At 70.3% G+C, this 14,270-nt stretch carries 13 protein-coding genes and 1 tRNA gene; 10 read left to right on the top strand and 4 right to left on the bottom strand.

The window, feature by feature from the left end:
• Positions 1-36 precede the first annotated feature (36 nt).
• The 3 genes from G4D86_RS34705 to G4D86_RS34695 all read left to right on the top strand — a co-directional run bounded on the left by G4D86_RS34705 (position 37) and on the right by G4D86_RS34695 (position 2,168).
• Positions 37-903 carry a DMT family transporter gene (locus G4D86_RS34705; RefSeq protein WP_205519975.1) on the top strand — a complete coding sequence of 289 codons (867 nt, stop codon included), beginning with the start codon at positions 37-39 and terminating at the stop codon, positions 901-903.
• Between the two features lie 105 nt (positions 904-1,008).
• Complete coding sequence (locus tag G4D86_RS34700; RefSeq protein WP_163998408.1) at positions 1,009-1,557, top strand: hypothetical protein; 549 nt, start codon at positions 1,009-1,011, stop codon at positions 1,555-1,557.
• On the top strand, positions 1,554-2,168 hold the full coding sequence (locus G4D86_RS34695; protein WP_163998407.1) for a tRNA-uridine aminocarboxypropyltransferase: 615 nt from the start codon (positions 1,554-1,556) through the stop codon (positions 2,166-2,168). The genes G4D86_RS34700 and G4D86_RS34695 overlap by 4 nt, the downstream gene beginning before the upstream one ends.
• Here G4D86_RS34695 and G4D86_RS34690 read toward each other — a convergent pair.
• Both G4D86_RS34690 and G4D86_RS34685 read right to left on the bottom strand, forming a co-directional pair.
• The gene (locus tag G4D86_RS34690) at positions 2,165-3,607 is read right to left on the bottom strand and encodes a protein-disulfide reductase DsbD family protein (protein ID WP_163998406.1); all 1,443 of its coding nucleotides are present in this window, start codon (positions 3,605-3,607) and stop codon (positions 2,165-2,167) included. The two genes, G4D86_RS34695 and G4D86_RS34690, sit on opposite strands and share 4 nt — an antisense overlap.
• A gap of 60 nt (positions 3,608-3,667) precedes the next feature.
• Complete coding sequence (locus G4D86_RS34685) at positions 3,668-5,728, bottom strand: SPFH domain-containing protein (RefSeq protein WP_240360626.1); 2,061 nt, start codon at positions 5,726-5,728, stop codon at positions 3,668-3,670.
• A gap of 382 nt (positions 5,729-6,110) precedes the next feature.
• On the opposite strand from G4D86_RS34685, the gene G4D86_RS34680 reads away from it, so the two are divergent.
• The 7 genes from G4D86_RS34680 to G4D86_RS34650 all read left to right on the top strand — a co-directional run bounded on the left by G4D86_RS34680 (position 6,111) and on the right by G4D86_RS34650 (position 11,454).
• Positions 6,111-7,472: an IscS subfamily cysteine desulfurase gene (locus G4D86_RS34680; protein ID WP_240360640.1), complete on the top strand. Its 1,362-nt coding sequence runs from the start codon at positions 6,111-6,113 to the stop codon at positions 7,470-7,472.
• 124 nt (positions 7,473-7,596) lie between these two features.
• Complete coding sequence (iscU, locus tag G4D86_RS34675; protein ID WP_163998403.1) at positions 7,597-7,998, top strand: Fe-S cluster assembly scaffold IscU; 402 nt, start codon at positions 7,597-7,599, stop codon at positions 7,996-7,998.
• Between the two features lie 21 nt (positions 7,999-8,019).
• Entirely contained in the window at positions 8,020-8,421 is a 402-nt protein-coding gene (locus G4D86_RS34670; RefSeq protein ID WP_163998402.1) for a HesB/IscA family protein, read from the top strand.
• A 98-nt stretch (positions 8,422-8,519) separates the two neighbouring features.
• A complete protein-coding gene (gene hscB, locus G4D86_RS34665) occupies positions 8,520-9,068 on the top strand; it encodes a Fe-S protein assembly co-chaperone HscB (protein WP_163998401.1) in 549 nt (182 codons plus the stop codon).
• Positions 9,065-10,909 (top strand): Fe-S protein assembly chaperone HscA, encoded by a 1,845-nt coding sequence (gene hscA, locus G4D86_RS34660; protein ID WP_163998400.1) that lies wholly within the window; start codon positions 9,065-9,067, stop codon positions 10,907-10,909. Before hscB ends, hscA begins: the two co-directional genes overlap by 4 nt.
• 1 nt (position 10,910) lies before the next feature.
• Positions 10,911-11,288 (top strand): 2Fe-2S iron-sulfur cluster-binding protein, encoded by a 378-nt coding sequence (locus G4D86_RS34655; protein WP_163998399.1) that lies wholly within the window; start codon positions 10,911-10,913, stop codon positions 11,286-11,288.
• Between the two features lie 82 nt (positions 11,289-11,370).
• Positions 11,371-11,454 (top strand) — tRNA-Leu (locus G4D86_RS34650).
• Between the two features lie 91 nt (positions 11,455-11,545).
• Here G4D86_RS34650 and G4D86_RS34645 read toward each other — a convergent pair.
• Together G4D86_RS34645 and G4D86_RS34640 are read right to left on the bottom strand one after the other, a co-directional pair.
• Positions 11,546-12,631, bottom strand: a complete 1,086-nt coding sequence (locus tag G4D86_RS34645; RefSeq protein WP_163998398.1) for a lysylphosphatidylglycerol synthase transmembrane domain-containing protein — start codon at positions 12,629-12,631, stop codon at positions 11,546-11,548.
• 11 nt (positions 12,632-12,642) lie between these two features.
• The gene (locus tag G4D86_RS34640; RefSeq protein WP_240360625.1) at positions 12,643-14,205 is read right to left on the bottom strand and encodes an alkaline phosphatase family protein; all 1,563 of its coding nucleotides are present in this window, start codon (positions 14,203-14,205) and stop codon (positions 12,643-12,645) included.
• Positions 14,206-14,270 lie beyond the last annotated feature (65 nt).

Below are 14,270 nucleotides of genomic sequence, written 5' to 3'. Positions count from 1 at the left end.
GCCCTGGGGTGCGCCGGTGTCACCAGGAGTCACGCGGTGCGGTACTTCGCCATGGTCGCGGCCGGGGCCATCCTCTGGGGATGCTGGGCCCTCTTCCTCCGGCCCGCGGGGCTGTCCGGGCCGCAGAACGGGCTGCTGGTGCTCGCGGCCATGTCGCTCCCCGCCCCCTTCCTGCTGCGGCGTGAGGCCCTGCGTGACAGGCGCGCCACCGTGGGGCTCGTCATCATCGGGCTCGCGGACGCGGCCAACGTGGCCTGCTTCTTCGCGGCGATGCGCAACGGGCCCGTCTCCGTCGCCGTGCTCACGCACTACCTCGCCCCGCTGCTGCTGGCGCTGTCCGCACCGTGGGTGCTGCGCGAGCGCCCCTCGACGCGGGCCCTGATCGGCGTGCCCGTGACGCTCTTCGGCCTGGCCCTGCTCATCATCCAGCCCGGCACCGCCTTCTCCGGACTGACGGCGGCGCTGGGCGCGGCGAGCGCCATCTTCTACGCAATCATCGTCCTGGGCTCCAAGGAGGCCGCGCGCGCGTACTCGCCGCTCGCCGTCACCTCGCTGCATGCGCCCATCTCCGTGGTGGCACTGCTGCTGTACTTCGGCGCGGAGGCCCTGCCCCCGGCGCTGGACGGAGCCGCACTCCGAGTGCTCGTCGGCGGTGCGGTGTGCGGCCTCGGTGGAAACATCCTCTTCAACGCCGGTCTGCGGCGCGTGCCCACGGCGGCGGCGGGCGCCCTCACGTACCTGGAACCCCTTACTGCGTCGGTGGTGGGCCAGGTCTTCTTCGCGGAGTCGCTGACGCCAGCGGGCATGGTGGGGGGCGTGCTGGTGCTGGTGACGGGGGCCTGGGTGGCCGCCGAGCGCCGGGCACCCACGCCGGGCGTCCCGGTGCCGTCCGCCACACCCTGAACCCTCATTCCAAATCCCCCCTTGCGTGCGCGGGGAATCCTTTGGTCCTCTTGGGGCCCCGCGCCTCGCGGGCACCTTCTCTGTTCCTGGCGACGCCGTATGCCTATGGAAACCGCAGCTGACAGCCGTGAGTACCGCGTCGTCTTCTTCTGCCCCGCGTCGAGCGCCCGGCTCGAGCGGCTGGAGGCGCCCGTGCGGCGGCTGCTCTCGCGCATCCAGGCGCCGCCCGCGGAGCTGGCTCCCCTTCAGGAGGCGGGCCCCCTCACCGAGGCGGGGTGGCAGGTGTTCCTCGTCCGCTCGCTGACCGAGCGCTCCGCCGCCCAGGCCATGGCCGCCTACGTCAGCGAGGCCACCTGCGCGCTGGCCGCGGAATTGGACGCGGAGGTGCTGGGCCTCTACGTGGACGTGTCGGGAGACTCGGCCCGCATCTGCCGCTGCGGCCCCGAGGACGGGCCGGAGACGTTCGCCGGCCGCCGGCAGGCCGCGCTCAACCGCACCGCGGAGTGGCTGGAGGTGGCCCCCACGAGCCTGTCCGCCCTCTTCCACCTCGACCTGCCGGACGCGGACTACGAGCCGGACGCGGACGACCGCTTCGTCGAGGAGAAGCTGCGCGAGGCGCGCACCCTGATGGAGCGCTACCGTCAGGGGAAATGAGGTCGAGAACTCCCGAGGACCTCGCTGGCCGCTGCCCGCGCTGTTTCCTGCCCACGTCCCTGTGTCTCTGTGCGGAGCTTCCGAGCGTCTCCACGCGCACGGAGCTGCTCGTCATCCGCCACCACAAGGAGACGCTGAAGTCCACGAACACGGCCCGCATGGCGGCGCTCGCCCTGCCCCGCTGCCGCATCATCTCGTATGGCTCGCCGGGGCTGCCCTTCGATGCCTCGGTGCTGGAGGCGCCGGACACGTGGCTGCTCTTCCCGGATGCGCAGCAGGCGCCCGCGACGGACGCACCCGCACCCAAGCGGCTCATCGTCCTGGACGGAAGCTGGGGCCAGGCGCGCCGCATGGTGCAGCGGGTACCGGCGCTGCGGCGGCTGCCGGGACTGAAGCTGCCCCCACCCCTGCCGGACACGCGCCGCCTGCGCCGGCCGCCGCACCCGGACGGCATGTCCACGCTGGAGGCCATCGCTGGCGCACTGGCGTACCTGGAGGGCGAGGACGTCGCGCGCCCCCTCTACGCCCTGCACGAGGTGATGATCGACCGGGTGATGATGAGCCGCGGCCGGCTCGCGCTCCCCGGCTGTGACGAGGACGACGGGGACTAGCAGGCGCTTCCGGCGGTGCAGCGCGCCTTCTTCATCTCCGCGGCGAACGGGCTGGGCTCCAGGAAGCCGGTGACGCGCGGCTTCTTCAGCACCTCGCCCTGCGGTGACACGAAGGCCACGGTGGGCAGGCCCTCCACGCCGAAGCGCTCCATCAGTGCGTCCAGGTTGTCCTCGCTGTTGGTCGCATCAATCTTGACGGTGAGGAAGTGCCCCTCCGCCGACTGGGAGATGACCTCCTCGGCGGGGTACGTCTCGCGGTCCAGCTCCTTGCAGGCCGCGCACCAGTCCGCGAAGAAGTCGATGAGCACCGGGCGCCCTTCCGCCTTCGCCTGCGCGAGCACCTTCTCGAACTCGTCCGGAGAGAACGTCGCCTGCTTCGCGGGCATGACGTGGTTCCACTTCCAGGACGGCGCCTGCGGCTGCTCGGCCAGTCCCATGCGAACCCAGAGCGCGCCCACCGGGCCTGCGTCCAGCGCGCCGCCGCGCAGCACCAGCGCCACCACCACCAGCGCCACGCCCAGCGCCTTCAGCGAGAAGTCGCGCGCGCCCTCCTTGAACGAGCGGTGCACCGCGCCCACCGCCATGCCGGCCACCACCAGCACCGCGGCGATGGCCGCGCCCGGCAGCTGTCCCAGTTGCGCGCCCAGCCCCTTCACCGCGTCACGCGCCCAGGGCATCGCGTCCTTGAGGTAGCTGAAGGCCAGCGCCACCAGCATGATGCCCAGCACGCTCTTCACCCACTCCATCCACACGCCGCCGCGCGGCAGGCGCACGGTGAAGACGCCGATGAGGAAGAACGGCACGCCGATGCCCAGCGCGTAGATGAACAGCAGCGTCGCGCCCAGCGTGGTGTTGGCCGTCTTCGCCACGAAGGCCAGGAGGCCCGTCAGCACCGGCCCGGTGCACGGCGCCGCGAGGAAGCCGGACACGCTGCCCATGAGGAATGCACCCGCCAGGCCCGCGCCACCCACCGACGTCAGCTTTCCCTGCCAGCTGGCCGGCAGCGCCAGCTCGAAGGCGCCGAACATGGACGTGGCCAGCAGCAGCAGGAACACCGCCAGCCCCGTCACCACCGCCGGGTGCCCCAGCAGCGCGCCGAAGGCCTGCCCCGTCTTCGCCGCCAGGATTCCCAGCGCGCTGAACACCACCCCCATGCCCACGATGTAGGCCGAGGTGAGGAGCAGCGCGCGTCCCCGCCCCTCCGCCTTGCGCGCGCCGAAGACGGAGACGGTAATCGGGATGAGCGGGTAGACGCAGGGCGTCAGCGCGGTGAGCAGGCCACCGGCGAACACCACCGCGGCGCCCCACGCCAGGCTCCCCGACTCCAGGAACCGGGCCGCGTCCAGGCCGGCGTTGGGGCCGGTGGGCAGCAGCCAGGGCACCACAGCCACCGCCACACCCGCCAGCACCGCCACGACTCCCAGCTTCTTCGCATCCATGCGCGCTCGACTCCGTTTGCCCCGGGGCTCCCCCTCTATACGCAGAGCCGGGGCAACCGGCTACTGCGCCGTGGCACCAGGCGAGGAGGCAGGCACCTTGAGGCCCGCGGAGCGCGCCAGCCCCATGACGCCCTCCACCGCGGCGGCGATGTAGCCAAACGGGTTCGCTCCATCCACCGCGGTGACGTGCACCTCGCCCATCTTCTGCTGGAAGGCGGCAGCCACCTGCGGCAGCTGCTGCGCCAGCGTCATCTGGATGACCTCCGCGCTCACGCTGTTCTCGATGTCGCGCAGCGCCTTTGCCTTGCCCAGCTCCAGGTCCTGGTGCGCCCGGTCCTTGCGCACGCGCAGCTCGGCGATGGCCACCTCCGTCTCGACAATGGCCCTGCGGGCCTGCACCACCTGGAGCTCCGCGTGCAGCCGCTCCGCCTCCTGCTGGTGCTCGGCGAGCAGCGCCTCGTGGCGCGCCGTCGTCTGCTCCTGCTCGCGGCGCATGCGCTCCAACACCATGCGGCCCTTCTCCGCTTCCGCCTCCTGCTCCTGGCGCAGCTTCGCCAGCTCCACCTCCTGCTCGCGCTTCTGCTTCTCCAGCGACAGCTCCTGCTCGTGCTGCTGGGCCGCCAGCTCGATTTCCTGCTCGCGCTGCTGCCGCGCCAGCTCCATGCGCGCCTTGGTGGCCTCCGCCTCCTGCTCGCGCTGCAGCCGCGCCAGTTCCAGCTGCTGCTCGCGCTCCTGCCGCGCCAGCTCCAGCTCCGCCTCGCGCTGCTGGCGGGCCAGCTCCATCTGCGACTTCGCGGCCTCCGCCTCCTGCACGCGCTGCAGGCGCACCAGCTCCACCTTCGCCTGCGCGGCCTCGGCCTCCTGCGCCAGCTTGAGCTGCTCCAGCTCCAGCTTCGCGCGGTGCACGTCCGCGTCCTGCTCGCGCTTGAGCTGCTCCAGCGCCATGCGCTGGCGGGCGACTTCCGCCTCCTGCTCGCGCTGCAGCTTCTCCATCTCCACCTGCGCGCGGCTGGTGGACAGCGCGCGCTCGGAGACAATCTTCGCCTCGGACAGGCGCGACTCGGCGGCCAGCGCCTCCAGCTTGGCCTGCTCGTCGGAGAGCTGCTTCTTCTGGCGGACCTCCTGCTCCGCGGCCAGCTTGGTCAGCGCCACCTCGCGCTCCACCGTGGCCTGCTCCTGCTTCAGCGTGCGCTCCTGGGCGAGCTTCGCCTCGGCGACGCGCGCCTCCACCGCCAGCGCCTCCAGCCGGGCCTGCTCGTCCGCCACCTGCCGCTTCTGGCGCACCTGTTCTTCCGCGGCCAGCCTCTGCAGGCTGAGCTGCCGCTCGGCCTCCGTCTCCTCGCGGTGGACGAAGCGCTCCTTGGCCAGCTCCGCCTCGCGCGCCTGCCGCTCCTGCTCGCGGCGGAAGCGCGCCTGCATGTTCTCGAAGACGGTGGCGGACAGGACGCGCACGTCCTGGATTTCAATCGTGTCGAGGATGACGCCCCAGCCCGCGTCGGACTGGTCCTCCAGCTTGCCCTTGCCCGCCACCACCGGCGCAATCTCGCGCATCAGCTCCGCGGCGATGCCCTCCTTGCGCCTGGAGAGGCACTCCTCCACGGACATGTTCGCCACGAGGCGCCGCGCCGCGCCCACGAACATCTCGCGCAAGAGCTCCGCCAGCTTCTCCTGGGCCCGCTCCGGGAAGGAGAAGTTCAGCATGCGGAAGGCCACCAGCGGGTCGGCGATTCGGTACACCGCCAGGCCCGTCACCGCCACGCCCACCTTCTCGTTCGTCACCTGGTCCGCGGTGAACTGGAGGCGCTGGATGCTGGTGGGGACAATCGCCACCGAGTCACCCGGCAGCTTGAAGCAGCTGGCGCCCTGGCCGCTGACCTCGCGCAACCGGCCGCGCCGCATGTGCACGAGGAACTCGCTCGGCCGCGCGGTGACGAGCCCCCAGCGCTTCATCTTCTCCGGGTCCTCCACCGGCTTGCCCGCGCGCCAGCCCTCGATGTGGCGGGGATTCCTCCCGTCACCACCGCCGCCGCCGTCCACGCGGACGAGCTGCGTCCGGCCTCCTGCCTCACCGGACTCGGAGAACTCCTTCGCCTTGGCCGCCTGCTTCGTGTTCGAGCTCATGCCTGCCTCCCTTGCGACACGCCCTCTGTGCAGGCGGTCGGCCAAGGCATGGCCTGCCGGGAAATCAGGCCTTTGGGCGAAGGGGCCGCGCCATTCCGGCGCACCCTGCTCCAGGACGGCGCGGCCGGACTGATCCACGGCGGCGCGGCGTTCAACCCCGGCGCATCAATCAGGAGCGCTTCCAGCTCCCCACTGGAGCACCTCCTCCCCGGGTCCTACGTCCGCCTTATGTTCGCTTGACCCGAGGGCACCCCTTTTTATATTTGACCAGTCCGGTCCACATTCATGTGGGCCGGTGTGAGTCCCCTGCGGCGCGCCTCCCGAAGGCGCCGGGGCGCGGGGGAGGTGGAAGCCCCCCTACAGGAAGGTGTTGGACCCAATGGTGAAGCTGCCGATCTACATGGACTACCACGCCACCACGCCGCTGGACCCGCGGGTGCTGGAGCTCATGCTCCCCTACCTGCGTGAGGACTTCGGCAACGCGGCCAGCCGCAATCACGTGTTCGGCTGGAAGGCCGAGGCAGCCGTGAAGAAGGCCCGCCAGCAGGTGGCCGAGCTCATCGGCGCGTCCGAGCAGGAAATCGTCTTCACCTCCGGCGCCACCGAGTCCGACAACCTGGCCATCAAGGGCGTCATCGAGTTCTACAAGTCGAAGGGTGACCACATCATCACCCTCAAGACGGAGCACAAGGCCATCCTGGACACCTGCAAGCGCCTGGAGCGCGTGCGCCAGGAGCGCCTGGACGAGCTGAAGGCGCTGCGCCTGGGCGAGCTGTCCGGACAGGACGTCACCGAGGACAACCTCGCGGAGCTGGCGGCGAAGTACGACGTGGAGAACGACGCCGTCTACCTGAAGTGGGCGGAGCGCCCCACCGGCGGCGCGCGCGTCACCTACCTGGACGTGGAGCCCGACGGCCGGGTGAGCATGGAGAAGCTGGCCGCGGCGATGACGCCGAAGACGGTGCTCGTCTCCATCATGTTCGCCAACAACGAGATTGGCACCGTGCAGCCCATCGCGGAGATTGGCGCCCTCTGCCGTGCGAAGGGCGTGCTCTTCCACTGCGACGCGGTGCAGGGCATTGGCAAGGTGCCCTTCGACGTGGAGGCCATGAAGGTGGACCTCGCGTCCATCACCGCCCACAAGATGTACGGGCCCAAGGGCGTCGGCGCCCTCTACGTGCGCCGCAAGCCGCGCGTGCGCATCGCCCCCATCATCGACGGCGGCGGGCATGAGCGCGGCATGCGCTCCGGCACCCTCAATGTCGCGGCCATCGTCGGCTTCGGCGCGGCGGCGGAATTCGCCCGCAAGGAGCTGCCTGACGAGGCCGCTCGCATCCTCCGGCTGCGCGAGAAGCTCCGGAAGGGGCTCACCGACGCGCTGGACATGACCATCATCAACGGCTCCATGGAGCACCGGCTGCCGGGCAACCTCAACATCTCCTTCGCCCACGCCGAGGGTGAGTCCCTGATGATGGGCATCAAGGACGTGGCGGTGTCCTCCGGGTCCGCCTGCACGTCCGCCTCGCTGGAGCCGTCCTACGTGCTCCGGGCACTGGGCGTGGACGAGGAGCTGGCGCACAGCTCCATCCGCTTCGGCCTGGGCCGCTTCACCACCGACGAGGAAGTCGACTACGTGGTGAAGCTGGTGGTGGACAAGGTCCGCAAGCTGCGCGAGATGAGCCCGCTCTACGAGATGGCCAAGGAAGGCATCGACCTCAAGTCGATCGAGTGGACGGCGCACTAGCGCCTTCCGAGTGAACGGCGCATAAGCCCGTCTTTCCAGGCATACAGCGGAGCGCATGGCCCCTCGCACGGGGGGCATTGCCCTCCGGAACCTTTGGTGCGAAGCATTCGTTGAAGGAGTCGACATGGCTTACAGCGACAAGGTCATCGACCACTACGAGAACCCCCGCAACGTCGGGACGATGGACAAGGAAGACCCCAACGTCGGCACCGGTCTGGTGGGCGCGCCCGCTTGCGGTGACGTGATGCGGCTCCAGCTGAAGATCACGGACGACGGTCGCATCGAGGATGCGCGGTTCAAGACCTTCGGCTGTGGCTCGGCCATCGCCTCCTCGTCGCTCGTCACCGAGTGGGTGAAGGGCAAGACGGTGGACGAGGCGATGACCATCTCCAACAAGGACGTGGCTCGCGAGCTGTCCCTGCCGCCGGTGAAGATCCACTGCTCCGTGCTGGCCGAGGACGCCATCAAGGCGGCCATCGAGGACTTCAAGAAGAAGCGCGCCGCGCGCCAGGCGAAGGCGTCCTGAGGCGGGAAGGGAGAGACACCCATGAGTGAGCAGGCGACCCAGGAGACGATGCAGAGCCCGACGCCTGCCACCGCGCCCGTGGCGAAGCCCGCCCCCAAGGGCATCACCATCGCGGACAGCGCGGTGGCCCGGCTGAAGGAGCTGCTCGAGCAGCGCCAGACGCCCGAGGCCGGCCTGCGGCTGGCCGTGAAGGGCGGCGGGTGCTCGGGCCTCCAGTACTCCATGGAGTGGTCCGAGAAGTCCCGCGAGCGCGACAAGGTCTTCGAGAAGGACGGCGTGCGCGTCTTCGTGGACCCGAAGAGCTACCTGTACCTCATCGGCACGGAGCTGGTGTTCGAGCAGACGCTGATGGCCTCGGGGTTCAAGCTGAACAACCCCAACATCAAGGCCGCCTGCGGCTGCGGAGAGAGCTTCTCCGTCTGACCTTGGAGTTCCCCCTCCCACGGCGGGAGCCACCGTCACCCGGGCCCGGCCAGCTGCCGGGCCCTTTTCGTTTGTCACCCTTCTTGGAGAAAGCCCCCGTGAGGACCCACTTCGACGTCTTCGGGCTGCCCCGCGCCTACGACGTGGACGTGCCGGCGCTGGAGAAGCAGTACCGCGAGCTGTCGCTCCTGTGGCACCCGGACCGGGTGGCGCAGGCGGACGCGCGCGAGCGGCTCAAGGCGCTGGAGGGAACCACCGCCCTCAACGAGGCCTTCAAGACGCTGAAGGACCCGGTGCGCCGCGCCTTCTACCTCCTCAAGCTGCACGGCATCGACCTGGACCGCGAGGACGCGGGCGCCCAGAAGGACATGCCGCTGGAGTTCCTGGAGGAGGTCATGGAGCTGCGCGAGGCCCTGGACGGCGCCATGGAGAAGAAGGACCTCGCCCGCGCGCGGAGCATGGCCACCGACGTGGAGGCCCGGCGCAAGGCGGCGCTCGCTGAAGCGGCCGGTACCCTGCGTGCCCTCGAAGGGGGTGGCGGGGGAGCAGACCTGGTGAAAAAGGCATCGCACGCGCTGGGGCGGGTGCGCTACTTCACGCGCTTCCTCGAGCAGGTGGACGCGTTCGAGGAGGAGAGTCTGTCGTGAGCAAGAACGGCTACCTGCAGATCCACGACCCGCTGAAGCCCAAGGGGCAGGCAGTGGGCATCGACCTGGGCACCACCAACTCGCTCGTCGCGGCGGTGGTCCAGGACAAGCCCCGCTGCGTCCCGGTGGACGAGGGGGACTCGCTGCTTTTGCCCTCCGTCGTGCACTACGCGAAGGACGGCGGCGTGGTGGTCGGCGCACGGGCCCGGCGCCTGGCGCCCGAGCACCCCGACGACACCATTGCCTCCGTGAAGCGCTTCATGGGCCGCAGCCCGGACGACGCGGAGACGCGCAAGCTGGGGCACTACCGCTTCGTCCCCGGCGCCAAGGTGGTCCGCTTCGACGTGGCCGGTGGCACGCCCGTGACGCCGATTGAAGTGTCCGGCGAGGTGCTGCGCGCCCTCAAGCGCCGCGCGGAAGCGCACTTCTCCACCAAGGTGGAGCAGGCGGTCATCACCGTGCCTGCCTACTTCGACGACGCCCAGCGGCAGGCCACCAAGGACGCGGGCCGGCTGGCCGGGCTGGAGGTGCTGCGGCTGCTCAACGAGCCCACCGCCGCAGCACTGGCCTACGGCCTGGACAAGGGCAGCCAGGGCACCTACGCCGTCTATGACCTCGGCGGCGGCACCTTCGACGTCTCCATCCTCAAGCTGGAGGACGGCATCTTCGAGGTGAAGTCCACCGGCGGCGACTCCGCGCTGGGCGGCGACGACTTCGACCGCGTGATTGCCCAGCACGTGCTGCAGACGATGGGCGTGACGGAGCCCTCGCCCTCGCTGGTGGCAGAGGTGCTGGCGGCCTCGCGCAAGGCGAAGGAGGCGCTCACCGACGCGCCCGAGGTGCAGCTCACCGTGGGCAGCCACACGCAGACGGTGAAGCGCGCGGACTTCGACGCGTGGATTCAGCCGCTCGTGCAGAAGACGGGGCTGGTGTGCCGGCGGGCGCTGAAGGACGCGGGCGTGACGGCGGCCGAATTGGACGGCGTCGTCCTCGTGGGCGGAGCCACGCGCGTGCCGGCGGTGCGCCGGTACGTGGCGGAGGTGTTCGGCCGCGAGCCGCTGGGTGACATCGACCCGGACCAGGTGGTGGCCATGGGCGCGGCGGTGCTGGCCAACCTGCTCACCACCGTCGACCGCCAGGACGACGTGCTGCTGCTGGACGTGATTCCGCTGTCGCTCGGGCTGGAGACGATGGGCGGCATCACCGAGAAGCTCATTCCGCGCAACTCCACCATCCCCATGGCGGCGGCCCAGGTCTTCACCACCTTCAAGGACGGGCAGACGGGCCTGGACGTGCACGTGGTGCAAGGCGAGCGCGAGCTGGTGCAGGACAACCGCAGCCTCGCGCGCTTCACCCTCTCCGGCATTCCGCCGCTGGCGGCGGGCATGGCGCGGGTGGAGGTGCGCTTCAGCGTGGACGCGGACGGCATCCTCTCCGTGAGCGCGAAGGAGCAGAGCACCGGCGTCAGCCAGTCCATCACCGTCAAGCCGAGCCACGGCCTCACCGACGAGGAAATCGAGCAGATGCTGCTCGACTCCATCGATCACGCGGAGGAGGACATCCAGGCCCGGCAGGTGCGCGAGCAGCGCGTGGACGCCGAGCGCGTCCTCGCCGAGGCCGAGCGCCAGTTGCGTGAGCACGGCGACCTCCTCCAGGAAGGCGAGCGCCCCGCCATCGACGCGGGCATGGCGCGCGTGCGCGAGCTGATGAAGGGCGAGGACCACCTGAAGCTGAAGGAGGCCGTGCACACGCTGGACGAGGCGTCGCGGCCCTTCATCGAGCGGGTGATGAACCAGGCCATCACCCAGGTGGTGGCCGGGCACTCCGTGGAGGAGTACTGACGTGCCGAAGGTGACCTTCAAGAGCCCGCTGGCCGAGGTCAGCGCCGACGTGCCCACCGGCACCACCCTGCTGGACGCCGCGGAAACGTGCGGCGCCCAGGTGGGCCACAGCTGCGGCGGCGTCTGCGCCTGCTCCACCTGCCATATCTGGGTGCGCAAGGGCCTCGACTCGCTGAGCGAGCAGACGGACGCGGAAGCCGACCGCCTGGACATGGGGTTCGACGTCCGCCCGTACTCCCGGTTGAGCTGTCAGACGGAGCTGGGCTCCGAGGACATCCAGGTGGAGATCACCGAGGAGTCCCTCACCGCCTTCATGGACGAGAACCCCGCCCTGCGCCGCGCGCTCGAGGCCGAGGGGAAATGGCCGCTGAAGAAGTAGGGTTGTTACGTAGTGCTTGACGAGGCCGGGCAGGAAATCTATACGTCTCGCCCATCGCAGCACCGGCAGCAAAGCCCCACCCGCCCAGGTGGTGGAATTGGTAGACACACTAGATTCAGGGTCTAGCGCCTGCAAGGGCATGGAGGTTCGAGTCCTCTCCTGGGCATGAAGTTGATAAGGGGTCCCGGTTTCCGAACCGGGGCCCCTTTTCGCTTTCTGGAGGTCTGGATTCCGGAGCCCGCTTCGGCGCCCCTCGTTCAGGGCGGCGCGGGCTCCACGGCGTCATGGGCCACGTGGTGCGCGGCCTCGCGCGCCAGGCTGCCGCCCTTGCGCAGGTCGCGAATCCGAATCTTCCGCACGTGCACGGACCAGGCGCCCACGGCCACCTGGCTGATGACGGTGCCCAGGTGGGTGAGCGTGGAGAAGGCCGCGGCGTCCTCCGGCGTGGCGCCCAGGCTGCGAGCCGCCCAGCTGGTGACGAAGTAGTAGAGGCCCATGCCGGCAGGCACGCCGGGCAGCGACTGGCCCAGGGAGATGGCGCCCAGGACGACGGCCCCCGCGAAGAGTCCCCCGCTGATGCCGATGCCGTGCAGCGCCATGCCGTACGCCAGCGCGGAGGCCAGCACCGGGCCCACGGAGAAGACGAAGACTCGCGCCATGCCGACGAAGGAGCGCGCGGTGCCCAGGCCCTCGCTCAGGTGGTGGAGGAAGCTCTCCAGCCGGGGCAGCTTGTGGCGGCGGTGCATCGCATGCGCGAGCGGCGCGGACCAGTGGGCCAGCAGCACCACCAACGCCACCAGGCCGATGCAGAGGTAGACGGCCACCTTCAGCTCGCCCTGGAAGCGGGCCAGCGTCCCGCCGAAGGGGCCCAGCAGCGACGCGGAGACGAGCAGCATCAGCGCGGCGAACTCCATCAGCTTGCACACGCCCACCGAGCCCAGGCAGCGCAGGAAGGGGATGCGCTGCGTGCGCGACAGCAGGAACGAGCGCATCACATCGCCCAGCTTCCCCGGCAGCGCGTTGTGCACGAAGGCCCCAATCGCCACCAGGTGGTAGCGCTCCTTCAGCGGCACCGGCCGGCGCAGGGTGCTCTGCCACTGCACCGCGCGCAGCGGAATCACCGAGGCCTGCAGGAGGAGGAAGGGCAGCAGCCACACGAGGTGGCCGGGCAGAGCACGCACGAACTCGTCCAGCGGGAAGCGCGGCTGGAGCAGCGCTCCCGCGCCGCGCAGGTTCCACTTGAAGAAGGCCGTGGACAGGAGGACGACGGACAGCACCAGCCCCAGCGCCGCCAGCAGGGCCTTGATGAGCGTACGGCCTCCGCTCCCTTGCGTGGGACTCATTCCCCTCCCCCTCACAGCACCAACCTGAGGGCCGGTGCCGGGTCCAGGTATGCCTCCGCCAGCCGCTCGTGGAGCTGCACGCAGTGGCCCAGGCCGGACAGGTCCACCGGCGCGTCGGCCGGCCACGCCACCAGGCTGTTGGCCTCCGTGCGCGTGAGGCCCCCGTGCGAGCCGAACTCCCACGCGAAGCCCACGGTGCCGCCGCGCTGCACCGCTTCGCCGAAGAGCACCACGTCGCCCGCCGTCGTCATCGACGGCAACCCTCGGAGGAAGTCCGCCACCGCGCGCTTGCTGAACTCGGGGGACAGCGGCGCATGGTCCAGCTCCTCCGGGCCATACACGCCGCCCTTCACCACGGCCACCGCGGAGTGGCCGCGCCGCATCGCGACGATGCCAATCTCCGGGCTGCGCGTGACGCGCGCGAGCACCTGCGGGAAGCGCGCGAGCAGCTCACGGGCCTCCAGCGGCTGGCGCCCCCCAGAGAGATACACGTGCGCGAAGTTGCCGCACTCCATGACCACCGGGGTGAAGGGGGCGCGCGGAGTGGTGTCCGGCTCGGGACGGACGCGGCCTTCGCAGAGGCCGCGCACCACGTCCTCGGAGAGCGGGCTCCCGTCTCCGCCTTCCAGCAGCCACTGCTCCAGGCGCTGTCCGCGGCGCCGCTCCAGCGGCAGGCTGTCCACGTGCCCGTGGTCGGAGAGGATGACGACGTCGTAGGGCCGCTCCACGGTGCGCGCCACCGCGTAGAGCTCCGCGAGGTACGCATCCACGCGGTGCAGCTCATCGAGCGCGAGCTGCGAGCGGGGCCCGCGGCGGTGGGCCACCTCGTCGTAGTTGCCGTAGACGAGGTAGACGGCCGGCACGCCGCGCACCATGTCCACCAGCGCCTTGGTGTGCGCGAAGCTCCAGCCCAGCCGCTGCAGGAGGACGCGGCTCAGGAGGAAGCCCTGCTCGTGGCGCCAGTCGCGGATGGAGCGCGCCCAGTGCCGCACCTCGCGCGCCGCGTGCCACGTGTCCATGCCCAGCGAGCGCAGGTACGCGAAGATGCCGCGCGTGCGCGCCGCGGACAGGCCCATCATCTCGTAGGAGAACGAGCGGGCCATCAGCTTGAAGCTGGCCAGCGTGCTCATGCTGAGCGCGTTGTTCGCGCCCGCGCGGAACAGCGAGAAGTACCCGTGTCCGCCGCCGTCGAGCAGGCTGGTGCGCCCCGCGCCGCGCAGGCGCTGGTCGATTTCGAGCGCGTCCGCCGGCGTGTTCATCTGCACCTTGCGGCCCAGCTCGCGGTCGTACCAGGAGTACGCCGGCAGGTTGGAGTGCCGCATCCCGTACAGCAGCCCCGCCTGGAAATAGGGCGTGGACGTGGGTGCGCCCCAGAACGCGTCTTCCAGGTGAAAGGTGCCAGAGCGGACGAGACTCGAGAAAAACGGCATCTTTCCGGCGACAATGGCCTCGTCCAGGAGGGTCTTCGGCACACCGTCAAGGTGCACGATGACCACATTCCTCGGCCGGCGTTGCGGCGACGGTGGAACCTTTGAGCCAATACGACGTACCAGACCGTTGGCCCACATGTGCATGGCTGGGCTGATTACACCGCTCACGTTGACGCCTCCCCTCCCCCGCGAGGCAAAATGAGCACTCG

The sequence above is a fragment of the Pyxidicoccus caerfyrddinensis genome (genome assembly GCF_010894405.1).
GTDB lineage: Bacteria > Myxococcota > Myxococcia > Myxococcales > Myxococcaceae > Myxococcus > Myxococcus caerfyrddinensis.
The sequence above is the reverse complement of the archived record's forward strand: the minus strand, read 5'-3'. Positions and strand labels throughout refer to the sequence as shown.